This window comes from Nocardioides sp. J54 (assembly GCF_000519005.1).
Classification (GTDB): domain Bacteria; phylum Actinomycetota; class Actinomycetes; order Propionibacteriales; family Nocardioidaceae; genus Nocardioides.
Genome location: NZ_JAER01000025.1, coordinates 23,539 through 48,211 on the forward strand (window position 1 = coordinate 23,539; position 24,673 = coordinate 48,211).

Genomic DNA, 24,673 nt, shown 5'->3' on the forward strand with positions numbered 1-24,673 from the left:
GTCGAGGGGGTCATCGTGGCACGGCCGCCCCGCCCGGCCCGGGGCGGTCGTGGCGGAGCCGTGGTGCTCAGTCCTGGAACCGTCCGGCGCCGCGGCGGTCGGCGGCGAGGTACTCGGCGTTGGACTGGTAGACGCTCTGGTGGCTGCGGTCGAGCAGGTCCTTGAGCTCCTGCATCGCCCAGTCCCAGGCGGCCTTCGAGGCGCGGTAGGCCTCCTGCTGCTGGCCGCTCCAGGTAGCGACCTTCGGGGCGACGTCCTGCTCGAGGTGGTTGAGGCTCTCGTCCATCTTGCGGACGGTGTTGTACATGGCCTGGGCGGCGGCGTCGAGGGCGCCGTGCTGCACGCGCAGGCCGTCGAGGGATCCGAAGTCAGCGGTCATCGTGGTGTCTCCTCAGCTCTGGGGGTGTGCCTGGTGTGCGGACGGGGTCACTGGGCGCCGAGGCGGTTGAGCAGCGCGTTCATGCCCGCGCCCTGCGCCTCGTCGACGGCCCGGTTGTCGGCCTCGGTCGCGGTCAGCGCGGCGTGGAACCGGTCCAGCGCGCCGGTGACGACCCGGTGCTTCTCCACCCATGCGGCCTTGAGCTGCTGGAAGGTGAGGCCCCCGGTGCCGACCCAGGCCCGCTGCATGTTCGCGAGGTCCGCCTCCATCTGGGCGGAGTGCTGCGCGAGCTCCTGCTTGGCCTGGACGACGCGGTCCGCGATCTGCTTCAGCGCCCCTTCTGCGTGGCCGAACTCGACATCCGACATCTGTTGCTCCTTGGTCAGTGGGGCTGCCGCCCCGCGGTCATCTCCCTGTGCGGCTCCCGAGAAGCACCCACTGCCAGTAAGAGCCGGTGTCGTGCCTGCTACCCGGACGGCGACCGGCGCGAAACCTCAGCTCGTGATTTCCCACAGGTGGCGGAACAGGCCGACCGCGACCACCAGCGACCCGACCGCGAGGGTGCCGCACAGCGCCTCGGCGACCTCGGCACGACGGGCCCACCAGGTCGAGCGCCACCCCCGCCCGACGAGGACCGCGGCGACGACGAGCGCCACGCCGACGGCGACGGCGACGGCGGCCGGCGCGAGCAGGGCGGGCAGGTCGGCGGCGGCCCCGTCCGGCTGGACGCCGAGCAGCACCGCGGCGAGCAGGGCCAGGGCGAGGACACCCGCGACGCGGAGCAGGCGCCGGGCCGCGCGGTGGCGGTGGTTGCGGGCGGCGAGCAGCAGGCAGGCGCCCCCGAAGCCGACCAGGCACCGGGCGCCGGTGCGGTCCGGCGGCAGGTCGGCGGTCCACAGCAGCAACGGCGCCGACAGGGCGACGACGACGAGGATCGCGACCGACGCCGCCCGGAGCGTGCGCCCGGCGCGTTCGGCGACGTCGGCGACACCGGCGACACCGGCGACACCGGCGACACCGGCGGCCGGTACGACGGACCGTCCGCGCCCACCCTCGGCGGGCTCGCGCGCGGACCAGGCGGTGACGGCGAGCCGGTCGAGGTCGAGGAGGTGGTCGTCGGGCACGTCGACCGCGAGCCCCGGCGCGAGCCGGGCCGCCAGCACGGCCGCGAGGAGGAGCACCGCCCAGATCGCCTGGGCGGGAGCTCCGGTGAGCGGGGCGGTGCCGGCGACGACGAAGGTGGCCGTGCCGGCCACCAGCCAGACGTGGAGGGCCTGCTCGGCGGGGCTGCCCGACCGGCCCAGGGCGCGACCGGCGGCAGCCGTGACCGCGGCGGCGAGGCCGACCGCGCCCAGCACCACCGGCAGCCGCCCGGGGTGCGGGTCCCAGAGCACGGCGAGCGTCGCGGCAGCCGCGAAGGCCGGGGCCGCCACGACGCGCTGGGCGGCGCGGGCGCCGTACGGGAGGCAGCCGGCGAGCGCAGCCAGCCCGAGCACGACGACCCCGGGCCAGCGCTCGTCCTCCGGCAACGACGCGGTGCACAGCCCGGCGAGGAGGGCGGCGGCGACGGCGGCGCAGAGCCACGCCGCCGGCCCCGTGCCGGGCACGAGCCCGGGGTCGCGCCGGCCCGTGGCGGTCGCGGTCCGGCGCGGCGCGGCACGATCCGCGGGCTCGACGGCGACGAGCAGGGCACCGGGCTGCAGGCCGGCTGCACCGACCCGGTCGGTCATCCGGAGCGGGGCACCGGTGGGCGTGACGAGCGGCAGCGGCGCCGGCAGGTGCGCCTCGGCGGCGTACACGCGGGCGACGTCGGCGAGGGTCGCGCCGGCGGGAACGGTCAGGTCGAGCACCCCACCCGGTCCGTGCACGGTCACGGCGGTGACCGTCCCAGCCGAGGACGGCCGGGACGACGGACGCGACATCGTGGCTCCCGGGATTGGTGGCTGTGCCCGCAGGGTAGTCCTCGACCTCATGCGGCCCCACCTAACCGCCCGGCGACCGGCCTATCATCGTGGGCGTCGCATCGCGACGATCGGGCGTCGACGACAGGGGACCACGGCGTGACCGTGACGCAGGACAGGACCGGCAGCAGCCCGGAGGGCGCGGACCGCCCGGCCCCGGCCGGTGCGCTGACCCAGCGGGGCCGTCGTGGCGAGCGCCCGGACCTCCCCTCGGGCCGGCTCCAGGTCGAGCCACCCCCGCGCGTCCGGCCCGGCGAGGGCGCCGCCGGGATGGCCATGAACGCGATCCCGATGCTCGGCAGCCTCGGTGCGATCGTGCTGGTCGCGGGCGTCGGCGGCACGGGGCAGGGCCTGGTGCTGCGCCTCGTCGCGGCCGGCATGTTCCTGCTCGCCACGGTCGGCTTCATCCTCGTGCAGGTCGACCGGCAGCGCCGCCAGCGCCACCAGCAGGTGACCGGCTCCCGCACCGAGTACCTCCACTACCTGTCCACCGTCCGCGAGGCGGCCCGCGCCGCCGCCGGGCAGCAGCGCAGCGCCCTGGCCTGGACGCACCCCGAGCCGACCGCCCTGGCGGCCCTCGCCGAGGACCGCTCGCGGGTGTGGGAGCGGTCGTCCGCCGACCCCGCCTTCCTCGAGGTGAGGTACGGCGTGTGCGCCCAGCCGCTCGCCCTCGAGCTGGTGCCGCCCCGGGACGTCCCCCTCGACGCCGACCCCGCCTCCGCGTCGGCCCTGCACCGGCTGCTCGCCGTGCACCGGACGCAGCCGGACCTGCCCGCGTCGGTCGACCTGCGCGCCTTCGACCGGGTCGAGGTGTGCGGCGGCGAGGAGGAGGCGCGCGGCCTGGCCCGGGCGCTGATCGCCTCGGCCACGACCTTCCAGTCCCCGGAGAACCTGCTCGTCGCCGTCCTCGCGACCGACGCGACGCTGGCCCACTGGGACTGGGTGAAGTGGCTGCCGCACGCCCACAGCCGGCACCAGACCGACGCGGTCGGGCCGGCCCGGATGGTCTCGACGTCGCTGGGCGACCTCGCGGCGATGCTGCCGCCGGACCTCGGCGAGCGGCCGCGGTTCGGCACCGACGAGCGCGCCGCGCTCCCCCACATCCTGCTGGTCACCGACGGCGCACAGCTGCCGCCCGGCAACCACCTGGTCCCGGAGGACGGCCTGCACGGCGTCACCGTCCTGGACCTGTCCGCACGCTGGGGGGAGCTCGAGCACCCCACGGCGCTGCGGCTCGAGCTCGGCGGGCGCGACGACCGCAGCGCCGAGGACGGCCGGGTGCCGCTGACCGCGCTCCGGGTGCGCAGCGAGCCGGTGCCGGCCCGCGGGGACCAGTGCGGCCTGGCCTCGGCGGAGGCGCTCGCCCGCCGGTTGACACCGCTGTTCACCCCCACCAGCGGCGCGGCCGTCGGCGACGACGCCGCCGACATCTCGGCGCCGACCGACTTCATGGACCTGCTCGGCCTGGGCGACGTCCACGCCTTCGACCCGGCCAGCGCCTGGCGGTCGCGACCGGCCCGCGACCGGCTGCGCGTGCCGATCGGTGTCGGCGACGCGGCGGCACCGATCCACCTCGACATCAAGGAGTCCGCCCAGCAGGGGATGGGTCCGCACGGCCTGGTCATCGGCGCGACCGGGTCCGGCAAGTCCGAGCTGCTGCGCACCCTCGTGCTCGGCCTGGCGATGACCCACTCCCCCGAGCAGCTGAACATGGTGCTCGTCGACTTCAAGGGCGGCGCGACCTTCGCCGGGATGTCCGCGATGCCGCACGTCTCGGCGGTGATCACCAACCTGTCGCAGGAGCTGACCCTCGTCGACCGCATGCAGGACGCGCTGTCCGGGGAGATGGTGCGTCGCCAGGAGCTGCTCCGCGGGTCCGGCAATTTCGCCTCGGTCCGCGACTACGAGAAGGCCCGGCTCTCCGGCGACCCCGCCGGGGCCGGACTCGCGCCGCTGCCCTCGCTGTTCATCGTCGTCGACGAGTTCAGCGAGATGCTCGCCGCCAAGCCCGAGTTCATCGACCTCTTCGTCGCGATCGGCCGGCTCGGCCGCTCCCTGGGACTTCACCTGCTGCTGGCCTCGCAGCGGCTCGAGGAGGGCCGGCTGCGCGGGCTCGAGTCGCACCTGTCGTACCGGATCGGGCTGCGCACCTTCAGCGCGCAGGAGTCACGCGCGGTGCTCGGCGTCCCCGACGCCTACGAGCTGCCGGCGGTGCCCGGGTTGGGCTACCTCAAGCCCGACCCGACCGCGCTGACCCGGTTCAAGGCGGCCTACGTCTCGGGACCGCCGGAGACCGGGCGCCGGCGTGGCACCCGCGACGGCGGCGGGCGGGCCATCGGCATCCTGCCGTTCACCATCTCGGAGGTGCAGACCTTCGACGACCCGCGCGCGGACGAGGTGCCGGAGGAGGTCGCGGCGCCGACGGGCGAGGAGTCCGCGTCCCTGCTCGACGTCGCGGTCGCCCGGATGGCCGGGCGCGGCCCGGCAGCCCACCAGGTGTGGCTCCCGCCCCTGGACACCCCGGACACGCTCGACTCCCTCATGCCGGACCTGGCCGCGCACCGCGACCTCGGCCTGGTGTCGGCGCGGTGGCGGCAGGCCGGCACCCTCACCGTCCCCCTCGGCACGGTCGACCGGCCACGCGAGCAGCGGCGCGACACGCTCACCGTCGACCTCAGCGGCGCCGCCGGGCACGTCGCGGTCGTCGGCGGCCCGCGCAGCGGCAAGTCCACGCTGCTGCGCACCATCGTCACCAGCCTCGCGCTGACCACGACGCCGCTGGAGTCGCAGTTCTACGTCCTCGACTTCGGAGGCGGCGCGTTCGCACCGCTGGCGGGCCTGCCGCACGTCGCCGGCGTCGGCACCCGCTCGGAGCCGGAGGTGGTGCGCCGCATCGTCGCGGAGGTCAAGGGCGTCGTCGACCGGCGCGAGGCGTGGTTCCGCCAGCACGGCATCGACTCGATCGAGACCTACCGCAGGCGCCGCGCCCAGGGCCGCGCGGACGACGGGTACGGCGACGTGTTCCTCGTCGTCGACGGGTGGAGCACGCTGCGGGCGGAGTTCGACGACCTCGAGCTCGAGATCCAGCAGCTCGCCGGGCGCGGCCTGACCTTCGGCCTGCACGTCGTCACCGCCTCGACCCGCTGGCCCGACTTCCGCGCCGCGATGCGCGACCTGCTCGGCACCCGCCTCGAGCTGCGCCTCGGCGACCCCATCGACTCCGAGATCGACAGGAAGGTTGCGGCGCTGGTGCCGGCCGACCGCCCCGGGCGCGGGCTGGTGCCCGGCAAGCTGCACTTCCTCGCCGCGCTGCCGCGCACCGACGGCGACTCCTCGGCACAGACGCTCGGCGACGGCGTGGAACGGCTCGTCGGCGCCGTGGCGGGGGCCTGGCGCGGTCCGGCGGGCCCGAAGCTGCGGCTGCTGCCGGACCGCATCACCCTCGACGACGTACGACGACTGGCCGGTCCGCCGCCCGAGCGGTCGCTGCTGCTGGCTGTCGACGAGAAGGACCTGGCCCCGGTCGCGCTCGACGTCGACGCCGAGCCGCACCTGTTGCTCTTCGGCGACGGGGGCTCGGGCAAGTCCGCCTTCCTGCGCACCTACTGCCACGAGGTGATGCGCACCCGCACGCCGGCCGAGGCGCAGGTGGTGCTGCTCGACTACCGCCGCTCGCTGCTCGGCGAGGTGCCGGAGGAGTACCTCCTCAACTACCTCACCTCGTCCACCCAGGCGCAGCCGGCGCTGAACGACCTCGCGACCTACCTGCACAACCGCCTGCCCGGGCCGGACGTGACGCCGGACCAGCTGCGCAACCGGTCGTGGTGGTCGGGCGCGGAGGTCTTCGTCGTGGTCGACGACTACGACCTGGTCGCCACCCAGCAGAGCTCGCCGGTCGCGCTGCTGCAGCCGCTGCTGGCCCAGGCCCGCGACGTCGGGCTGCACCTCGTGGTGGCCCGCCGCTCCGGCGGCGCCTCACGGGCGCTCTACGAACCGGTCGTGCAGACCCTGCGCGACCTGGCGATGCCCGGCCTGGTGCTGTCCGGCAGCCGCGACGAGGGCGTGCTGCTCGGCACCGTGCGCCCGGAGCCGGCGCCGCCCGGCCGCGGCCGCCTGGTCACCCGCGACCAGGGCACCGAGGTCGTCCAGCTGGCGTGGACCGACCCCTCACTCTGAGCGGCTCGTCGCGTCGTCCGCGGTGGTGGCCGCGGCGGTCCCACCAGCGTCGTCACCGCGGGGCGCGGCGACGAGGGCAGCCAGGCCCGTGGTGATCGGGACGGCGAGCACGAGGCCGATCGAGGTGACCAGGGTGCGCACGACCTCCTCCGCGAGCTGCTCGGTGGAGAGCAGCTCGAGCAGCGGCCGGTCGTACACCTTGAGCAGCATCAGCAGGATCAGCGCGGTGCCGACGTAGGCGAACACGATCGTGTAGATCGTCGAGGCGATGTGGTCGCGACCGATGCGCATCGCGCTGGCGAAGACCTCGGCCCGCGAGGCCCCGGGGCTCGCGGCCCGCAGCTCCCAGACCGCCGAGGCCTGCGTGATGGTGACGTCGTTGAGGACGCCGAGGCCGGCGATGACCAGCGCGCAGCCCAGCAGCGCCTGGAAGTCGAGGGCGGCGAAGGTCGCGATGATCGCGCCGCTCTCGTCGCTGATGCCGGTCAGGTGCGCGTCGCTGATCGCGAGCACACCCAGGCCGGCGGTCAGCACGATGCCGACCAGCGTGCCGGCGAGCGCCGTGCTGGTGCGCAGCGAGAAGCCGTGGGTCGTGTAGAGGACGACGAACATGATCGCTGCCGCGCTGGTCAGCGCGACGCCGACGCCGGGCGAGCCGTCGAGCAGCGCGGGCAGCATCCACCACCACACCACGGCGCCGCCGAACGCGAGGCCGAGGAGCGAGAACAGCCCGCGCCAGCGGGCGATCGCGAGCACGACCACGACGAAGAACACCGCGAGCCAGCGCAGCGTGCCGTCCCGGTCGATCCCGAAGAAGGAGTACGACGCCGCGCCGCTCGTGTCGTCGGCGGCGGGCGGTCGGCGGAGCAGCTGGACGGTGTCGCCCTCGCTGAGGCCGGAGTCGAGCACCTCCGGCGGGACCGAGACCTCGACCGGGCCGTCCTCGCCGTCGACCTGCACCTGCAGGGTGCTGCAGCCGGACCCGTCCGGCAGGCCCTGCCCGGGGCAGCGCGGGCCGACGGAGGTGATCTCGCCGCTCGGGAAGGTGACACCCGGGGCGGCGAACTGCGCCGCCTCCCCGCCCTCGCGCGCGGCGCGCTCGACGGCGTCCCCGGGCGGGAACCACACGACCAGGCCGACCAGGGTGAGCAGCAGCGAGACGCCGAGCCCGGCCAGCAGCACGGTCCGGGCGGTGCTGCCGACCCGGATCTCGTCGTCGACGCCGCTGCTCGCCCGGTGGGAGTGTCCGTGACCCATGGGCACCAGCCTCCCAGCCGGAACCTACGATGCGCCCCGTGCCCCGTCGCGTCCCCGTCGTCGCCCTCACCGGCCACCTCGGTGCCGGCAAGACGACCCTGCTCAACCACCTGCTGCGCCAGCCCGGCGCCCGGGTCGGCGTGGTGGTCAACGACTTCGGTGCGATCAACGTCGACGCCGCGCTCGTCAGCGGCCAGGTCGACGAGCCGGCCTCGATCGCCGGCGGCTGCCTGTGCTGCCTCGAGGACGCCGGTGGCCTCGACGACGCGCTGGAGAAGCTGGCCCAGCCCCGGCGCGGCCTCGACGTCATCGTGGTCGAGGCCAGCGGGATCGCCGAGCCCGGCGCGCTCGCCCAGATGATCCGCGCCAGCACCGCGCCCCACGTCCGGCCCGGTGGCGTCGTCGACGTCGTGGACGCGGCCCACTACTTCGACACCGTCGACGGGGGCGGCATGCCACCGGCCCGCTTCGCGGTCGCGACCCTGGTCGTGCTGAACAAGTGCGACCTCGTCGACGAGGCCACGCTGCAGCGGATCGAGGGCCGGGTGCGGGAGATCAACCCCGGCGCGCACGTCGTGCGCACCACGGCGGGGAAGGTGGACCCCGCGCTCGTGTACGACGTCGCCTCGCTCGAGGAGCCGGAGGACGAGCTGCCGATCGCCGCACTCCTGCGTGCGGATCCCCCCGCAGCGGAGGGCCACGTGCACGCCGCGTCCGCCGACGCCTCGGTGGCCGGTCCGGTCGAGCCGGCGCCGCTGGTCGACCTGCTCGCGAACCCGCCCGCTGGCGCCTACCGGGTGAAGGGCAGGGTCGCGGTCCACGACGGTGGGCGCCGGCGCGGGTTCGTGGTGCACGTCGTCGGGCGGCAGGTCGACGTCGCGCCGTGCCCGCCCCCGGCCACCAGCACGCTCGTGGCCATCGGGCTCGACCTCGACCCGGCGGTCGTCGTACCCGCGCTGGAGGGGGCGCTGCGCCCGGCCGACGGCCCCGACCCGTCCGGCCTGCGCCGGCTGCGCCTGCTCGCCCGCTGACCCTCCTCGGCAGAACTAGAACACGTTATCGTTCGGCCATGAGCGAGACCGCGGCCGCGACCACCCCCCTCCTGCCCGAGTACGACGTTGTCGTGGTCGGCTCCGGCGGCGGGGCCATGACCGGCGCGGCGCTGGCCGCGCGGGCCGGGCTGCGGACCCTGGTGCTCGAGCGCACGCCGCTGATCGGCGGCACGTCGGCCTACTCCGGCGGCGCGTGCTGGTTGCCGGGCACCGACGTGCAGCAGCGGGCCGGCCTGCCGGACTCGACCGAGGGCGCCCGCGCGTACCTGGAGGCGGTCCTCGACAAGCCCGACCACGAGCGGGTGGAGGCGCTGCTGCGCCAGGCTCCGCGGCTGGTCGCGGCGCTCGAGGCGGACCCACTCATGGACTTCGAGTGGATCCCGTTCTCGGAGTACTACGACGCACCGGGCCGGGTCCCGATGGGCCGCTCCGTCCAGCCGTCGGCGATCCGCCGCGACGAGCTCGACCCGCGGGTCGGCGAGCTGCTGCGCCCGCCGGTCGAGCGCGACCGGGCCGGGCAGCGCGGCCGGTCGACCCTGTCGGGCGGGCAGGCACTCATCGGCCGGCTCGCCGCGATGCTGCTGCGCGACGGCGGCACGATCGCCACCCACCACCACGTCACCGGCTTCCGGCGCGACGACGACGGCCGGCTCACGACCGTGCTCGCCGACGGCCCCGACGGGCCGGTCGAGGTGCGCGCGGCCCGCGGCGTGCTGGTCGCGGCCGGCGGGTTCGAGGGCAGCCCGGAGCGCCGCGCGGCGCACGGCACGCCCGGCCGGGCCGAGTGGACGATGGCGCCACGGGGCACCAACACCGGCGAGGTCATCGACGCGGCCGCCGCGGTCGGCGCGGCGACCGACTGGTCGGGCGAGGGCTGGTTCTGCCCCGGCCTGCTGCAGCCCGACGGCAGCGGCACCTTCACCCTCGGCTTCCGCAGCGGCCTCATGGTCGACCAGGCCGGGCGCCGCTACGCCAACGAGTGCCTGCCCTACGACCGCTTCGGCCGGGCGATGGCCGCCGCGCCGGAGCGCACCCCGTCGTGGTTCCTCTTCGACTCCCGGGAGGGCGGCCGTCTCCCCGCGATCGCGATGCCCGAGGGCGACCCGGCCGAGCACCTCGCCGCCGGCACGTGGAAGCAGGCCGACACCGTCGAGGGACTGGCCGGGGCGACCGGCCTCGACCCGGACGTGCTGGCGGAGACCGTCGCGCGGTTCAACGCCTTCACCGAGCGCGGCGTCGACGAGGACTTCGGTCGCGGCGAGGACGAGTACGACACCTTCTTCGCCTCCGCCGGCAGCCCCAACAAGGCACTGGTCCCGCTCGACCAGCCGCCCTTCTACGCCGCGACCTTCGTGCTCTCCGACCTCGGCACCAAGGGCGGCCTGGTCACCGACGCCGCCGGTCGCGTGCTCGACACCGCCGGCGACCCGATTCCGGGCCTCTACGCCGCGAGCAACTCCACGGCGTCCGTGTTCGGCTCCGCCTACCCCGGCCCCGGCGCCCCGCTCGGCGCGGCGATGGTGTTCGCGTCGCTGGCGGTGGAGGACATGGCGGGCTGAGCGGTGCAGGAATCCCCGCTCAGCCGGGGATTCCTGCGCTTGTCGACGTTTGCAACGGCCACTAACCGCAAGAAGAAGTCACCAGGCTCGCCACCCGGGCACCGCGGTACGACGGTCAGTCGGTCAGTCGGTCGCGGCGAGCCGGGCGAGCACGCCCTCGGCGAAGTCACCGAGCTGGCGCACCTGCTCGTCGCTGAGCCCGGCGAAGAAGAGCTCCCGCACGAGCTCGACGTGCCCGGGCGCAGCCGCCTCGATCGCGACGCGCCCCTCGGGCGTCAGGTCGACGAAGGCGCCGCGGCGGTCGTCGGCGCAGTGGCGGCGCACGACGAGGTTGCGGGCCTCCATCCGGGAGACCTGCTTGGACACCCGGCTCTTCTCCCACTGCAGCCGCTCGCCGAGCTCGAACATCCGCAGCGAGCCCTCGGCCTCCTCGGGGGTGAGCTCGACGAGGATCGCGTAGTCGGACAGCGAGAGGCCGGTCGCGGCCTGGAGCTGGCGGTTGATCCGGGCGTTGAGCTGGGCGTGGAGGTCGAGCCAGCTGCGCCACGTGCGCTGCTGGTTGTCGTCCAGCCAGTTCGACGTACCCATCCGGGCGATTCTAGCGGAGGATGTTGACACATCCACGACCTCGGAGGAGGGTTGTTGACATGGCAACCATCGACCTCGACGCGATCACGAAGGACCGCGAGCGGATCAAGCGGGAGTACCTCCCCCCCGAGGGCGAGCGGCCGGAGAGCAGCGCCCGCGGGATCCACCACGCCGCGCTGCTGTCGTCGGACGTACGACGGACCATCGAGTTCTACCAAGGCCTGCTGGAGTTCCCGCTGACCGAGATCTTCGAGAACCGCGACTACGCGGGCTCCGACCACTTCTTCTTCGACGTCGGCGCCGGCAACCTGCTCGCCTTCTTCACCCTGCCCGGCCTCGACCTCGGGCCCTACCGGGAGGTCCTGGGCGGGCACCACCACATCGCCATCTCGGTCACCCGGGAGAAGTGGGACCACCTGCGGGCCAGGCTCGACGACGCTGGTGTCGACTACCACCTCGAGTCGAAGGTGTCGCTCTACTTCGCCGGCCCCGACGGCGAGCGGCTCGAGCTGCTCGCCGACCCGCTCGGCGAGATGTACGGCACCAAGGTCCTCTGACCCGGCCACGGCGTCGCGCCGTGTGACCAACCCCACTCGTCCAAGAACGCGGGTGGATTGGTCACCCCACCCGTGGACCGGCCTACGATCACCGCGGCCTGTCGACTGCTAGTAGGGGATTTGCGTGAGCGTCATCGAGGAGAAGTTCGACCGCTGGAAGCACCACGAGGAGCTCGCGGAGGCGATGATCCCGGTCGTCGGCAAGCTGCACCGCGAGAAGGACGTCACGATCCTGCTCCACAGCCGCTCGCTGGTGAACAAGTCGGTCATCGACATCCTCAAGACCCACCGCTACGCGCGCCAGATCGACGGCGTCGAGCTGTCGGTCACCGACACCTTCCCCTTCCTCGAGGCGATCGCCGACCTCGACCTGGGCGCCTCGAAGATCGACCTCGCGCTGCTGGTGCGCGCCTACCGCTCCTCGGGCGAGGGCTCCTCCGTCGCCGAGTTCACCGCGCAGGCCCTGGCCGACGCGACCGGTGAGAACAAGCCCTCCGCGCCCGGCTCGCAGGACGTCGTCCTCTACGGCTTCGGCCGCATCGGCCGCCTCGTCGCCCGCCTGCTCGTCGAGAAGTCCGGCTCCGGCAACGGCCTGCGCCTGCGCGCCGTCGTCGTCCGCAAGGGCAAGGGCGACGACCTCAAGAAGCGCGCCTCGCTGCTGCGCCGCGACTCGATCCACGGGGCCTTCAAGGGCTCGATCACGGTGGACGAGGAGAAGAACCAGATCATCGCCAACGGCAACGTGATCCAGGTGATCTACTCGAACGCGCCGAGCGAGGTCGACTACACCGAGTACGGCATCAAGGACGCCATCCTCATCGACAACACCGGCATCTGGCGCGACCGCGAGGGCCTCTCGCAGCACCTGCGCCCGGGCATCGCCAAGGTGCTGCTGACCGCGCCGGGCAAGGGCGACGTCCCGAACATCGTGCACGGCGTCAACCACCTCGGCGTCGACCTCGACGAGCGCGTGCTGTCGTGCGCGTCCTGCACCACCAACGCGATCGTCCCGCCGCTCAAGGCGATGGACGACGAGTTCGGCATCACCCGCGGCCACGTGGAGACGGTCCACTCGTTCACCAACGACCAGAACCTGCTGGACAACTACCACAAGGCCGACCGCCGCGGCCGCTCCGCGCCGCTCAACCTCGTCATCACCGAGACCGGCGCCGCCTCGGCCGTCGCCAAGGTCCTCCCGGACCTCGACGCCAAGATCACCGGCAACTCGATCCGCGTCCCCACCCCGGACGTGTCGATCGCGATCCTGAGCCTGCAGCTCAAGCGCGAGACCACCCGCGAGGAGGTCAACGCCCACCTGCGCCAGACCTCGCTGGTCGGTCCGATGGCCCGCAACCTCGACTACACCGTCGCCACCGACGCCGTGTCGACCGACTTCATCGGCGCTCGTGCGGCCTCGATCGTCGACGGCAACGCCTCGATCGTCGACGGCGACAGCGCGATCCTCTACGTCTGGTACGACAACGAGTTCGGCTACTCCTGCCAGGTGCTGCGCACCGTGCAGTACATCTCGGGCGTCGAGTACCCGACCTTCCCGCGGGCCTGAGCGCCTGCTGACGTGAGCTGACCCCGGGCCGGACGGCCCGGGGTCAGTGCGTCTTCCGGGGCGCTGTCACCCGTCCGGAGGGTCCGGTCAGCCCCCCGCCTCGGCGACGATCTCGGAGAGCCGGCGCACCTGAGCGACCTTCTCCTCGTCGGTGGCCGCCAGCGGGTTGAGCAGCAGCGTGCGCACGCCGGCCGCGTGCAGGTCGGCCACGTGCCGTCGCACCGCGTCCTCGTCGCCGAGCAGGCTGACGGCGTCCACCAGCTCGTCGGGTACGGCCGCAGCCGCGTCCGCCTTGCGGCCCGCGAGGTAGAGGTCCTGGATCTCCGCGGCCTCGGCCTCGTAGCCGTAGCGGCGGGCGAGCTGGTTGTAGAAGTTCTTGTCCCGCGCCCCCATGCCGCCGATGTAGAGCGCCAGCTGGTTGCGGATCGCCTGCAGGGCCTCCGGGGTGGTCTCGCCCAGCTGGAAGGCGATCTGCAGCTGGATGTCGAGCTCGCCCAGCGCCGGGTCGCGGCGGCTGAAGCCCTCCTCGAGCGACTCGCCCCACGCCTGCTGCGCCTTGTGCGGGTGGAAGAACAGCGGCTGCCAGCCGTTGGCGAGCTCCGCCACGAGCGCCACGTTCCTCGGCCCCAGCGCCGCGACCGAGATCGGGATCTCGCTGCGCACCGGGTGGTTGATGATCTTGAGCGGCTTGCCGAGGCCCGAGCCGCCGTCCTCCTTCGTGAGGGGGATCGTGTAGTGCTGGCCGCGGAACTGCACGGGCTCGCGCTGCCACACCCGGCGGCAGATCTCGATCACCTCACGGGTGCGACCCAGCGGGGCGTCGTACCGCACGCCGTGGAAGCCCTCGACCACCTGCGGGCCGGACGCGCCGAGGCCGAGCGTGAACCGCCCCCCGGAGACGTAGTCGATGCCGGCCGCGGTCATCGCGGTCAGGGACGGGGTGCGCGTGTAGACCTGCAGGATCGCCGACATCAGCTCCAGCCGCTCGGTGCGCGCGGCGATGTAGCCGAGCTGGCTGACGGCGTCGAAGGAGTAGGCCTCCGGGATGGCGACCAGCTCGAGGCCGTTGCGCTCGTACTCCTGCAGCAGCTCGACGGTCTCGGCGAACCCGCCCGCGTAGTCGATGATCATTCCCAGGCGCATGGGCGCGCTCCTCTCGGTGGGGGGCAGTGCCGGACCATCCTGCCGCAGCCGGGCCCCCGGTCCGGTCAGCGTCCGCCGGCCACGCGCAGCGTCGTCGCGGTGACGTACGACGCCGCGTCGCTCATCAGCCACGCCACCGCCTCGGCGATCTCCTCCGGCTGCCCCGCCCGGCCCAGCGGCACCTGCGGCGCCATCCGGGTGAGCCGCCCGGGGTCGCCGGTGGTGGCGTGCAGCTCGGTCTCGACGAGCCCGGGCGCGACCGCCACGACGCGGATGCCGCGGCCGGCGACCTCGAGGCCCAGCCCGCGGGTGAACAGGTCGAGGCCCGCCTTCGCCGCGGCGTAGTGGACGTACTCCCCCGGCGAGCCGAGGGTCGCGGCACCGGAGGTGACGTTGACGACCACGCCGCCTGCTCCCATCCGCTCCACGGCAGCGCGGGCGACGAGCATCGGCGCGGTCAGGTTCACCTCGACCGTGCGCCGCACCTCGTCGGCCGGGGTGTCCACCAGCGGCGCGAACCGGTAGGTCGCGCCAGCGTTGTTGATCAGGCCGGTGAGCCCGCCCATCCGGTCCGCCGCGTCGAGCAGCGCGTCGATGCCGGCGTCCGTCGTGACGTCGCCGGCGACCGCCACGCACCGCACGCCGGTCGCCTCCAGCGAGGCCACCACCGCCCTGGCGCTGTCGGTGTCGGCGCGGTGGCCGAGGACGAGGTCGTGCCCGGCCTGGGCCAGCCGGGCGGCGACGGCCGCCCCGATCCCCCGGGTCCCTCCGGTGACGATGGTGAGCGGCATGCCCGAATCCTGCCAAGGATTCGGTGGCCCCGGGCAGGTCCTAGCATGTGGAGCCCTGTGGAGCCCGTCGCGAGGACCGTCGCGAGGACCCGTCCCGAGGAGCAGACCATGAGCGAGCGCCAGGTGCGACGCAGCAACGCGCTGCGTGAGGCGTGGTTCACCGCAGCCAACGAGATCCTCGCGACCGAGGGCTACGGCGCGCTGAAGCTCGCCCCGCTGTGCCGCCGGCTCGGCGTCACGACGGGGTCGTTCTACCACTCCTTCGACAACTGGCAGGACTTCACCGACGCGCTGCTCGAGGCGTGGCTGGACGAGCGGACCCAGCAGACCGTCGACATCGTCAACCAGCACGACGACCCGGTCACCCGGCTGATGATGCTCGCCGAGGCCAGCTCGCAGCTGCTGCACCGTGCCGAGGCGGCGATCCGGGTGTGGGCGGGCGTCGACGAGCGGGTGGCCGCCTTCCAGCGCGACGTCGACCAACGGCGCTACGAGGTGGCGCACGCCGCGCTCGTCGAGATCGTCGGCGAGGAGCGGGCGCCGCAGTACGCCGCCTGGGCGATGAGCACCCTCGTCGGCTTCGAGATGCTCGCCGAGGGCCAGGACGGCGAGCGCCTCTACTGGGCGCTGCAGCAGGTCCTCGCGGCCGCCCGCGCCGCGGCCTGAGCACTCCCGGCGGCACCTCCCAGGCCACCTGCGGCCTGCCCTTGAGGTCCGTCGCTCGCCGGCGCACACTGGACGGTGGGGGTCCCTCGGGGAAGGACGCGAACCATGACCGATGACGACATCGGCACCGGCGTCGACACCCTCGCCGACACCGTCGCCGAGACCCACGACGTGCTCAGCAAGCGGCTCGCCGAAGCAGGAGCGTGCCGCCCCACCCGGGACCGGCCACGCGACCGCGTGCGCGCGACCGACCCGTTCCTGGCGAGCACCAGCCGCCACGTCGCGGCGGTCAACGCCGTGCTGGGCCCGGCCGCCCGCCGCCACCTCCCGGACGGCCGGCAGCGGGCACACGAGCTCGTCCACCAGAGCCGGCTCCTCGAGGCCGCCCTCTTCCAGACCAAGTCGAAGCTCTACGGCTCGACTTTCGCCGTACGCCGCCCGTGGACGTCGGTGTGGGACGAGGTGACCGCGGAGTTCGACGCGTGGTGGCGCCTCGAACGGGCGCTGGTCGACGACATCGCCGCGGCCGCGCCGGCCGACGAGCGCGAGCGGCTCGCCGAGCGGCTCTTCCACGCCGAGCAGCACGTGCCCACCCGGCCGCACCCCTACCTCCCCCACCAGGGGGTGCCGGGCCGGGTGGCACGCCAGGTCGCGATGCGCGTCGACCGGTTCTGGGACACCGCCGAGGGCCGGATGGTCCCCGAGCCGGTGCACCCGCACCGCTCGCGCGAGGGCCGGCTGACGCAGTACCTGCTGGCCGACCCGCACGTCGACCCACCGGCACCGGACGAGGGATGACCGGATCCGGGGCGTGAGCAGCGACACGGGTCGATGGTGACCACGACCACTGCGCCACCGCCCGGGTGCGTGGCGCAATGGAACGTCAGCCCTCCCCGGTCCCGGGGAGGCCGCCCACGCGCGCCGAGGCCCGCGACGACGTGGTGCGACATCGATCGACGATGAGGTAGTCGCGGGCACGGGAGAGCCAGCAGTACGCCGGCCGCAGGGGTTTCGCCCCGTGCGACGGCTCGGGGCGAAGGAATCGTTCCGGGGCACCAGCAGCCCCAGCCCGACAGGTCCCCTCTCGCAGGCGTCGCTGCGGAGAACCTCCGGATGTCCACCACCTTCGTGCGCGCTGCCGCGCGCCTGCTCGTCGTGCCCGTCGCCACCTCGGTCTTCCTGGCCGCGCCCGCCCCGGCGAGCCACGCCGTCGACCGGGCGGTCGCGACGACCACCCTCACCGCGGGCAGCCCGACGGCCGCCCGGGTCCAGCGCAAGGTCACGCGCGTCGCCCTCGGCGAGCGCGCGGTCGCCAAGGCGCGCAGCCGCGCCGGCAGCCCCTACCGCTACGGCGCCAACGGCCCGCGCGCCTTCGACTGCTCCGGCCTGACCCAGTGGGTCTACAAGAAGCTCGGCAAGCGCCTGCCCCGCACGTCGGGCGCCCAGGCCGGCGCCGTGCGCCGGGTCGGCAAGCCACGCCGCGGCGACCTCGTGTTCTTCCACAGCGGCGGCCGCGTCTACCACGTCGGCATCTACGCCGGGAAGCGCAAGGTCTGGCACGCCTCGCGACCGGGCCACCCGGTCGCGAAGGAGCGGATCTGGACGCGCTCGGTCTTCTACGGCCGGGTCCGCTGAGGCCCGGCGGGCGTCGTACCCCTTCCGGCGTGCGGGATCATCGGGGCGTGGTCATCTACGTCGACGACATGCAGCTCGCCGCCCGGGTCGGCCCCGTCGACGGCGTCTGGTCCCACCTGCTCTCCGACCTGCCGGGAGCGGCGGGCCGCGCCGAGCTGGTCGCCTTCGCCGAGCGCCTGGGCATCGACCCGCGCTGGATCCAGAACGAGGGCACCCCGACCGAGCACTTCGACGTCACCGAGCCCACCCGCCAGCGCGCCCTCGCCCTCGGGGCCACCCCCGTGCGCTACGGCCGCGAGGTCGCCCGCATCACCATGGCCAAACGCGCCACGTCCCCCGACCCCACCTGACCCCGACCACGACGAAGTGCGCCTCCTGGCGCCACGAAGTGCGGGTTGTGGTCGTTCGAGGTGCGGGTTGTGGCGACCTGGTCGTCACCACAGAGCACGCCTCGGACCACCACAACGCGCACCTCGCGCAGCCACAACACGCACCTCGCGCAACCACAAAGCACACCTCGCGCCACCACGAGGCGCACTTCGTCGGGGCGGGGTCAGCGGCCGGTGTACTCGGGAGGGCGGCGCTCGACGAAGGAGGCCATCGCCTCGTCGAGGTCGTTGCTGAGCAGGAAGGCGGCGTTCCAGACGGCGGTGTAGCGCAGGCCGGCCTCGACGCGGGGGCCGCGCTCGGCGTCGAGGACGTCCTTGATGCCGCGCAGCACGAGCGGGGAGTTGGCGGCCATGCGCGCGGCGAGGTCGGCGGCGGCGGTACGGGCGGCGTCAGCGTCGGGGTGGACGTGGTTGACCAGGCCGATCTCCGCGGCACGCTCGGCGGTGATGTCGTCACCGGTGAGGGCGAGCTCGCGCAGGTGGCCGTCGCCGATGACGCCGACGAGGCGCTGGAGGCTACCGAGGTCCGCGACGATGCCGACCTTCGCCTCGCGGACGCTGAAGCTCGCGTCGGCCGAGGCGACCCGGACGTCGCAGGCGACCGCGAGGTCGACGCCGCCGCCGACACACCAGCCGGTGACCGCGGCGACCGTGGGCTTGCGCACGTTCGCGACGACGTCGACGGCGCGCTGCCAGCGGCGGATGAGCGCGAGCAGCTCCTGGCGGGCGCCGGCGTCGGTGGCCGAGCGCAGCGGGGCGAACGTGGCGGCCGCGGAGCCGAGGTCGAGGCCGAAGGAGAAGTGCGGGCCGGAGCCGGTGACGACGATCGCGCGGACCGCCTCGTCGGCGTCCAGCGCGGTGAAGGTCTCGGCGAGCTCGGAGAAGAACTGCTCGTCCATGACGGCCTTCCCGCCGGGTCCCGCGAGGCCGACCGTGGCGACGTGGCCGTCGCGGGTGACGGTGAAGCGCTTCGCGTCAGTCATGCTGCGGAGCCTAGTGCCGAGGGGACCCGATAGATTTCGCCTCGTGCCCGGTCCTGCTGCTCGTCCTGTGTCCCGGCCCGGGATCGGGGCGGAGATCAGGCGTCTCGGGGTCCCCGACGTCAGCGACGACGCCGCCGTCCTCGGCGCCTACTCCTCCGACGCCTCGCTCTACCGCGTGCCGCCCGCGGCCGTCGTCTTCCCGCACAGCGCCGACGACGTGCGCGCCACCCTCGCGGCCGCCCGCGAGCTGGGGCTGAGCGTCACCGCGCGCGGCGCCGGTACGTCGGTGGCCGGCAACGCCATCGGCCCCGGGATCGTCGTCGATTTCAGCCGGCACATGAACCAGGTGCTGTCGGTGGACGCGGACGCCGGCACCGCCGTGGTCCAGCCCGGCGTGGTGCAGGCCGCCCTGCAGGCCGCCGCGGCGCCGCACGGCCTGCGCTTCGGCCCCGACCCGTCGACCAGCACCCGCTGCACGATCGGCGGGATGATCGGCAACGACGCCTGCGGCGCCCGATCGCTGGCGTTCGGCCGCACGTCCCACAACACCCTCGGCCTGCGTGCCCTGCTCGCCGACGGCACCGACCTCGTCACCGGTCGCGACGCGGACGGCACCCCGACCGCCGAGGCCGCCAACGGCGTGCTCGACCGGGTGCGCGACGTCGTCGCCGCCGACCTCGCGACCGCGCGCACCGAGTTCGGCACCTTCGGCCGCCACGTCTCCGGGCTCGCCGTCGAGCACCTGCTCCCGGAGAAGGGCTTCGACGTCACCCGCGCCCTGGTCGGCTCCGAGGGCACGCTCGCGGTCATCCACGAGGCCACGGTCCGCCTCGTCAGCACGCCGCCGGCGAAGCTGCTCGTCGTCCTCGGCTTCCCCGACTTCCCGACCGCCGGCCACGCGACGCCCGAGGTGCTGAAGTTCGAGCCGTCCGCGTGCGAGGGCATCGACCGCCGCATCATCGACGTGATCCTCGAGCGTCGCGGCCCCTCCGCCGTCCCGGACCTGCCGGCGGGCGACGCGTGGATGTTCGTCGAGCTGTCCGGCACCGACCCCGACGACGTACGACGCAAGGCCGACCTGCTGGCCGCGGCCGGCCTCGGCGTCTCCGCGCTGGTGGTCGACAACCCTGTCGCGACCGAGCGGCTCTGGCGGATCCGGGCCGACGGGGCCGGGCTGGCGGGCCGGGCGCCCTCGGGCCGCCCCGCGTGGGCCGGCTGGGAGGACGCGGCCGTGCCGCCGGACCGGCTGGGTGACTACCTCACCCGCTTCGACGAGCTGCTGACCACGCACGGGCTGACCGCGATGCCCTTCGGCCACTTCGGCGAGGGCTGCGTGCACGTGCGGATGGACTTCGCGTTCGACGCGCCGGACGGGCCGGACCGCTACCGCTCGTTCGTCGAGGACGCGGCCGACCTGGTCTCCTCGCTCGGCGGCTCGCTGTCCGGTGAGCACGGCGACGGCCGGGCGCGCAGCGAGCTCCTGCCGCGGATGTACTCCCCCCGCGCGCTCTCCCTGATCGCCGGCGTGAAGCAGGCCTTCGACCCCGACGGCCTGCTCAATCCCGGCGTGATCGTGGACGCGGCGCCGCTGACCGCCGACCTGCGCTACGGGGCGCGGACGAGCCTGCGCAAGGGCCTCGCGATGGCCTACGCCAGCGACGGCGGCGACTTCGGCCAGGCCGTGCACCGCTGCACCGGCGTCGGCAAGTGCCGCGCCGACAACAGCTCGTCGGGCGGCGTGATGTGCCCGTCGTACCAGGCGACCGGCGAGGAGATCCACTCCACCCGCGGCCGCGCCCGGCTGCTGCAGGAGATCGTCAACGGCGAGAGCGACATCTCGTGGGGCTCACCGGCCGTGCACGAGGCGCTCGACCTGTGCCTGGCGTGCAAGGGGTGCGCGTCGGACTGCCCCACCGGCACCGACATGGCCAGCTACAAGGCCGAGGTGCTGCACCAGACCTACAAGCGCAGGCTGCGTCCGCGCAGCCACTACTCCGTCGGCTGGCTGCCGCGCTGGGCCAAGGTCGGCTCGGCGATGCCGCGCTTCGCCAACAAGTCGATGGACGTCGGTCCCCTTCGCAAGGTCGCGCTCAAGGCGGCCGGCGTGGACACGCGGCGGCGGATGCCGGCGTTCGCACGGCGCACCTTCCGGCGTACCTTCGCCGGCGGTGGCACCGGCACGCCCGTCGTGCTCTTCGTCGACTCGTTCACCAACCACTTCGCGCCGCAGGTCGCGGACGCAGCGGCACAGGTGCTGCGCGACGCGGGCTACGCGCCGAAGATCACCCGCCAGCAGGAGTGCTGTGGGCTGCCGTGGATCAGCACCGGGCAGCTCGACGGTGCGGCGAAGCGGCTGCGGTCGATGGTCGACGCGCTCGCCGAGGACGCCCGCGCCGGGCTGCCGGTCGTCGGCCTCGAGCCCAGCTGCACCGCGGTGCTGCGCCACGAGCTCACCGAGCTCGTCGAGGGCGAGGACGCCGCCCGGGTCGCCGCGGCCACGGTGACACTGGCCGAGCTGCTGACCCGCACCGAGGGCTGGCAGGCGCCCGACCTGTCGGAGGTGACCGTGGTGGCGCAGCCGCACTGCCACCACCACGCGGTGATGGGCTGGGAGACCGACCGGGCGCTGCTGGAGAAGGCGGGCGCGCGCGTGCAGTCGGTCGCCGGCTGCTGCGGCATGGCCGGCAACTTCGGCGTCGAGCAGGGCCACTACGAGGTGTCGGTCGCGATCGCGGAGGCCAACCTGCTGCCCGCGCTGCGCACGCCTGCCGCCAACCGGGTCGTGCTCGCCGACGGCTTCTCCTGCCGCACCCAGATCGACGAGCTGGCGCCCGGCACCCAGCCGAAGCACCTCGCCGAGCTGCTCGCGGGGCGCTGACCCGCACACCGACCCGGGTCTACCGGCCCGGCGTCAGCCGCGCAGCAGCCCGTTGCCGCGCGAGCGGCGCAGCCAGTCGGGGTACTCGGTCATCAGCCGCTCGAACAGCGCGTCGTCGCTGATCGGGTTGCGACCGAGGATCTCGTCGTCGCTGACGGCGAAGAAGTCGGCGTTGTCGGTGTAGCGCTGGTCGAGGTCGTCGAGGCGCTGCAGGAACTCGAACCGGTCCGAGCCGATGCCGACGAACTGCCAGAAGATCGGCTCGTACGACGCCGCCCGGACCTGCCGCGTCGCGTCGTTCTTGTCGCTGGGCGCCCCGTCGGTCAGGAACATCACGTAGACCGGGGTCGTGTCGGCGACGGGCTCGCCCCGCTCGCCGGCGTGGCCGAGGTAGTGGGTGCGCACGGCGGCCATGGCGGCGCCGTACTTCGTGGCGTACTCGAGCTTGTACTTCCGCGTGATGCCCTTGACGTAGGCCTGGTAGCCGTCGAGGGTGAGCGGCTCGGGCTGGTGCACGCGGTTGCCGAAGAGGAACACGTCGACCGCGCCGTCATCGTCGAAGCGGAGGCCGAGGGCGAGCACCCGCTCGGCAAGACGCTGCACCAGCCCCTTCTTGTAGCGCGAGGCCATGGAGCCAGAGATGTCGAGCACCAGCGCCACCCGGGCGGTGTGCTCGGACAGGCCCTTCTTCTCCAGGGAGACCCCGGCGGTCTTGACCAGCGACAGCATGGCGGTGTCCCCGGCGCCGGTGAGCTTCTTCTCCAGGTCGACGACGCGGCGCTTCCCCAGGCTGACCGCCGGTGCCGCCGGTGCCGGAGCAGCAGGCGGCGGAGGCGGCGGAGGCGGAGGGGGTGTGGCAGCCGGTGCCGTTGGCGGAGGCGGAGGAGGGGTCGCCGATCCCGGCCCGGGCGGTGGCGGCGGAGGGGCGGCAGTCCCTGCCGTGGGCGCGGGCGGGGCAGCCGGTGCCGCCGGAGCCGCCGGCTCGTCCTCGACGTCCACGCCGACGTCGCGGGCGAGCGCCGCGAGCCCGTCGGTGTAGCCCTGGCCGACGGCGCGCACCTTCCACTCGCCGTTGCGGCGGTAGACCTCGGCGAAGACCATCGCGGTCTCGGTGGTCGCGGGGATCTCGCAGCGCACGGCGGCCGGGCCGTGCTCGTCGGCCGCGACCTCGACGCCCAGCCCGGGCAGGGCGCCGAAGCTGCCGCTGCCGTCGAGCGAGGCGCCGATGACGACCTTGTCGACGTCGGCGGGCAGGACAGCGGTGTCGATCCGCACCCGGTCGATGGTGGTGGCACCCCGCGCGCCCTTGCCGAGGTGCGTGACGGCACCAGCAGCGCCCTGCGGCTGGTTGTAGAAGACGAAGTCCTCGTCCGAGCGCACCTTGCCGGTGGCGGCGCAGAGGAAGGCGGACAGGTCCGCGTCGACGCCGGGACGGGCCTCCCAGGTCAGGGTGACCACGACGCACGCAGGCAGTCCTGCCTGGCCGAGTCCGGTGTTGCCTCCCCGGGCAAGCATCTGCGTCACGTCGCGCTGCTCCTGTCCCGACGGGCCGGCCCGTCGTCGGTGTGGCTGGGGTCGCCCATCGTACGGACGGCCGATCGGCACCCGTGCGGGCGATGCCGCCCGGTCCGGCGCACGAGCTGCCCGGCACAATGGCGGCCGTGAACAGCGACGGCGAGTCCCCGGTCCTCCTGCGCCGCGAGGGGCACGCCGCGCACGTCGTGCTCAACCGGCCGCGGGCCATCAACGCGCTCACCCACGAGATGGTCGGCATCATCACCGCGGCCCTCGAGGAGTGGCGCCACGACGACAGCGTCCGCACGGTCGTGCTCACCGGGGCCGGCGAACGCGGGCTGTGCGCGGGCGGCGACATCGTCGCGATGTGGCACGACGCGAAGGCGGGCGGCTCCGAGTCGGCGGCGTTCTGGGCGGACGAGTACCGCCTCAACGCCACCATCGCCGCCTACCCCAAGCCGTACGTCGCCATCATGGACGGCATCGTGCTCGGCGGCGGGATCGGGCTGTCGGCCCACGCCCCGCAGCGCGTCGTGACCGAGCGCTCCTCCATCGGCATGCCCGAGGCCGGCATCGGGTTCCTGCCCGACGTGGGCGGGACCTTCCTGCTGTCGCGGGCACCCGGGGAGACCGGCACCCACCTCGGCCTCACCGCCGGTTCCATCGGCGCCGGCGACGCGATCGCCACCGGCTTCGCCGACCACTACGTCCCGACCGAACGGGTCCCGCGCCTGCTCGAGGAGCTCGCCACCCGCGACGCCGACGAGGCGCTCGCGGACGCCGAGCAGCCCGCGCCGCCGTCCCCGCTCACCGGGGCGCGGGCCTGGCTGGACGAGGCCTACGCCGGCGACGACGTCGTCGAGGTCCTCCGGCGGTTGCGCGCGCTCGGCCACGAGGAGGCCGAGCGCGCCGCCGCGACCATCGAGGCGAAGTCGCCGACCTCGGTCAAGGTGACCTTGCGCGCCCTGCGCGAGGCTGCGCGGATGACGGACCTGCCGCAGGCGCTCGACATGGAGTTCCGCCTCGCCGTGCGGCTGCACCACTCCCACGACTTCGTCGAGGGCGTGCGGGCCCAGGTCGTCGACAAGGACCGCAACCCGCGCTGGGAGCCGCCGCACGTGCGTGACGTCGACGACGCCGCCGTGGCAGCGCTCTTCGAGCCGCTCGGCGACCGCGAGCTGGGGCTGTCCGCCCGCTGACGGTCGCCGACCGTCAGCGGGCGGTCAGTCTGCTTCCCCCGGTCGCACCTGCTCCCGCCGACCACCGGGGACGAGGAGGTCGAGCAGGAGCAGGGCGGCGACCGAGGACGACACGACGAACGCCATCCACGACCCGACGGCCATGAGCACCACGGTGCCCGCCGCCCCGACCACCACCAGCGGGAGCAGCGCCGGGGAGTGACCGAGCCAGAGGGCGACGCAGGCCACCATCGACGCGAGGCCCAGGGTCCCCAGGAGGATGCCCTCGCTGACGATCCCGGTGTCGTCGAGGCCGACGGTCCCGCGCGCGGCGGGGACGACCGCGGCCAGGCCGACGAGCAGCAGGCCGGCCGCCTGGACCTAGCCGGTGGCGACCGTTGC

General features: G+C 74.1%; 21 protein-coding genes. 11 read left to right on the forward strand and 10 right to left on the reverse strand.

Annotated elements, in window-relative coordinates; genetic code table 11:
• Positions 1-67: 67 nt before the first annotated feature.
• From NOCJ54_RS26150 to NOCJ54_RS0115480, 3 genes are all read right to left on the reverse strand, one after another.
• Positions 68-379, reverse strand: a complete 312-nt coding sequence (locus NOCJ54_RS26150) for a WXG100 family type VII secretion target (RefSeq protein WP_051485908.1) — start codon at positions 377-379, stop codon at positions 68-70.
• Between the two features lie 47 nt (positions 380-426).
• Complete coding sequence (locus tag NOCJ54_RS0115475; RefSeq protein WP_028656215.1) at positions 427-747, reverse strand: WXG100 family type VII secretion target; 321 nt, start codon at positions 745-747, stop codon at positions 427-429.
• A gap of 126 nt (positions 748-873) precedes the next feature.
• Positions 874-2,253 (reverse strand): DUF2339 domain-containing protein, encoded by a 1,380-nt coding sequence (locus tag NOCJ54_RS0115480; protein ID WP_157514925.1) that lies wholly within the window; start codon positions 2,251-2,253, stop codon positions 874-876.
• A gap of 186 nt (positions 2,254-2,439) precedes the next feature.
• On the opposite strand from NOCJ54_RS0115480, the gene eccCa reads away from it, so the two are divergent.
• Entirely contained in the window at positions 2,440-6,516 is a 4,077-nt protein-coding gene (gene eccCa, locus NOCJ54_RS0115485) for a type VII secretion protein EccCa (RefSeq protein ID WP_232221805.1), read from the forward strand.
• Here the strand turns inward: eccCa and NOCJ54_RS26155 are convergent.
• Positions 6,508-7,773, reverse strand: a complete 1,266-nt coding sequence (locus NOCJ54_RS26155; RefSeq protein WP_084255285.1) for a YibE/F family protein — start codon at positions 7,771-7,773, stop codon at positions 6,508-6,510. The two genes, eccCa and NOCJ54_RS26155, sit on opposite strands and share 9 nt — an antisense overlap.
• A 29-nt stretch (positions 7,774-7,802) precedes the next feature.
• Between NOCJ54_RS26155 and NOCJ54_RS0115495 the strand changes: the two genes are divergently transcribed.
• Complete coding sequence (locus NOCJ54_RS0115495) at positions 7,803-8,804, forward strand: CobW family GTP-binding protein (RefSeq protein ID WP_036518262.1); 1,002 nt, start codon at positions 7,803-7,805, stop codon at positions 8,802-8,804.
• 38 nt (positions 8,805-8,842) lie between these two features.
• Positions 8,843-10,384, forward strand: coding sequence for an FAD-dependent oxidoreductase (locus tag NOCJ54_RS0115500; protein WP_051485909.1), 1,542 nt, complete (start codon positions 8,843-8,845; stop codon positions 10,382-10,384).
• Between the two features lie 123 nt (positions 10,385-10,507).
• Here NOCJ54_RS0115500 and NOCJ54_RS0115505 read toward each other — a convergent pair whose 3' ends face one another.
• A complete protein-coding gene (locus NOCJ54_RS0115505) occupies positions 10,508-10,972 on the reverse strand; it encodes a MarR family winged helix-turn-helix transcriptional regulator (RefSeq protein ID WP_028656220.1) in 465 nt (154 codons plus the stop codon).
• A 59-nt stretch (positions 10,973-11,031) separates the two neighbouring features.
• Here NOCJ54_RS0115505 and NOCJ54_RS0115510 point away from each other — a divergent pair, with 59 nt between their 5' ends.
• Positions 11,032-11,529, forward strand: coding sequence for a VOC family protein (locus NOCJ54_RS0115510; protein WP_028656221.1), 498 nt, complete (start codon positions 11,032-11,034; stop codon positions 11,527-11,529).
• Positions 11,530-11,653: 124 nt separating this feature from the next.
• Positions 11,654-13,093 carry a glyceraldehyde-3-phosphate dehydrogenase gene (locus NOCJ54_RS0115515; protein WP_028656222.1) on the forward strand — a complete coding sequence of 480 codons (1,440 nt, stop codon included), beginning with the start codon at positions 11,654-11,656 and terminating at the stop codon, positions 13,091-13,093.
• 87 nt (positions 13,094-13,180) lie between these two features.
• Here the strand turns inward: NOCJ54_RS0115515 and NOCJ54_RS0115520 are convergent, their stop codons facing one another.
• The gene (locus tag NOCJ54_RS0115520; RefSeq protein ID WP_028656223.1) at positions 13,181-14,236 is read right to left on the reverse strand and encodes an LLM class F420-dependent oxidoreductase; all 1,056 of its coding nucleotides are present in this window, start codon (positions 14,234-14,236) and stop codon (positions 13,181-13,183) included.
• Positions 14,237-14,301: 65 nt separating this feature from the next.
• The gene (locus tag NOCJ54_RS0115525) at positions 14,302-15,027 is read right to left on the reverse strand and encodes an SDR family NAD(P)-dependent oxidoreductase (protein ID WP_028656224.1); all 726 of its coding nucleotides are present in this window, start codon (positions 15,025-15,027) and stop codon (positions 14,302-14,304) included.
• A 108-nt stretch (positions 15,028-15,135) separates the two neighbouring features.
• On the opposite strand from NOCJ54_RS0115525, the gene NOCJ54_RS0115530 reads away from it, so the two are divergent.
• From NOCJ54_RS0115530 to NOCJ54_RS26160, 4 genes are all read left to right on the forward strand, one after another.
• A complete protein-coding gene (locus NOCJ54_RS0115530) occupies positions 15,136-15,693 on the forward strand; it encodes a TetR/AcrR family transcriptional regulator (protein WP_051485922.1) in 558 nt (185 codons plus the stop codon).
• 105 nt (positions 15,694-15,798) lie between these two features.
• Positions 15,799-16,491: a hypothetical protein gene (locus NOCJ54_RS0115535; protein ID WP_028656226.1), complete on the forward strand. Its 693-nt coding sequence runs from the start codon at positions 15,799-15,801 to the stop codon at positions 16,489-16,491.
• Between the two features lie 315 nt (positions 16,492-16,806).
• Positions 16,807-17,328: a C40 family peptidase gene (locus NOCJ54_RS0115540; RefSeq protein WP_084255289.1), complete on the forward strand. Its 522-nt coding sequence runs from the start codon at positions 16,807-16,809 to the stop codon at positions 17,326-17,328.
• Between the two features lie 47 nt (positions 17,329-17,375).
• Positions 17,376-17,678: a DUF4031 domain-containing protein gene (locus NOCJ54_RS26160; RefSeq protein WP_051485910.1), complete on the forward strand. Its 303-nt coding sequence runs from the start codon at positions 17,376-17,378 to the stop codon at positions 17,676-17,678.
• 203 nt (positions 17,679-17,881) lie between these two features.
• Here NOCJ54_RS26160 and NOCJ54_RS0115550 read toward each other — a convergent pair whose 3' ends face one another.
• The gene (locus NOCJ54_RS0115550; RefSeq protein WP_028656228.1) at positions 17,882-18,700 is read right to left on the reverse strand and encodes a crotonase/enoyl-CoA hydratase family protein; all 819 of its coding nucleotides are present in this window, start codon (positions 18,698-18,700) and stop codon (positions 17,882-17,884) included.
• Positions 18,701-18,743: 43 nt separating this feature from the next.
• On the opposite strand from NOCJ54_RS0115550, the gene NOCJ54_RS0115555 reads away from it, so the two are divergent.
• The gene (locus tag NOCJ54_RS0115555; RefSeq protein WP_051485911.1) at positions 18,744-21,578 is read left to right on the forward strand and encodes an FAD-binding and (Fe-S)-binding domain-containing protein; all 2,835 of its coding nucleotides are present in this window, start codon (positions 18,744-18,746) and stop codon (positions 21,576-21,578) included.
• Positions 21,579-21,611: 33 nt separating this feature from the next.
• On the opposite strand, the gene NOCJ54_RS26165 is transcribed toward NOCJ54_RS0115555, so the two are convergent.
• Positions 21,612-23,093 carry a VWA domain-containing protein gene (locus tag NOCJ54_RS26165; protein ID WP_232221806.1) on the reverse strand — a complete coding sequence of 494 codons (1,482 nt, stop codon included), beginning with the start codon at positions 23,091-23,093 and terminating at the stop codon, positions 21,612-21,614.
• Between the two features lie 146 nt (positions 23,094-23,239).
• On the opposite strand from NOCJ54_RS26165, the gene NOCJ54_RS0115565 reads away from it, so the two are divergent.
• Entirely contained in the window at positions 23,240-24,292 is a 1,053-nt protein-coding gene (locus tag NOCJ54_RS0115565) for an enoyl-CoA hydratase/isomerase family protein (RefSeq protein ID WP_222430525.1), read from the forward strand.
• Between the two features lie 24 nt (positions 24,293-24,316).
• Here the strand turns inward: NOCJ54_RS0115565 and NOCJ54_RS0115570 are convergent, their stop codons facing one another.
• Positions 24,317-24,523 carry a hypothetical protein gene (locus NOCJ54_RS0115570; protein ID WP_028656231.1) on the reverse strand — a complete coding sequence of 69 codons (207 nt, stop codon included), beginning with the start codon at positions 24,521-24,523 and terminating at the stop codon, positions 24,317-24,319.
• Between the last annotated feature and the right edge of the window lie 150 nt (positions 24,524-24,673).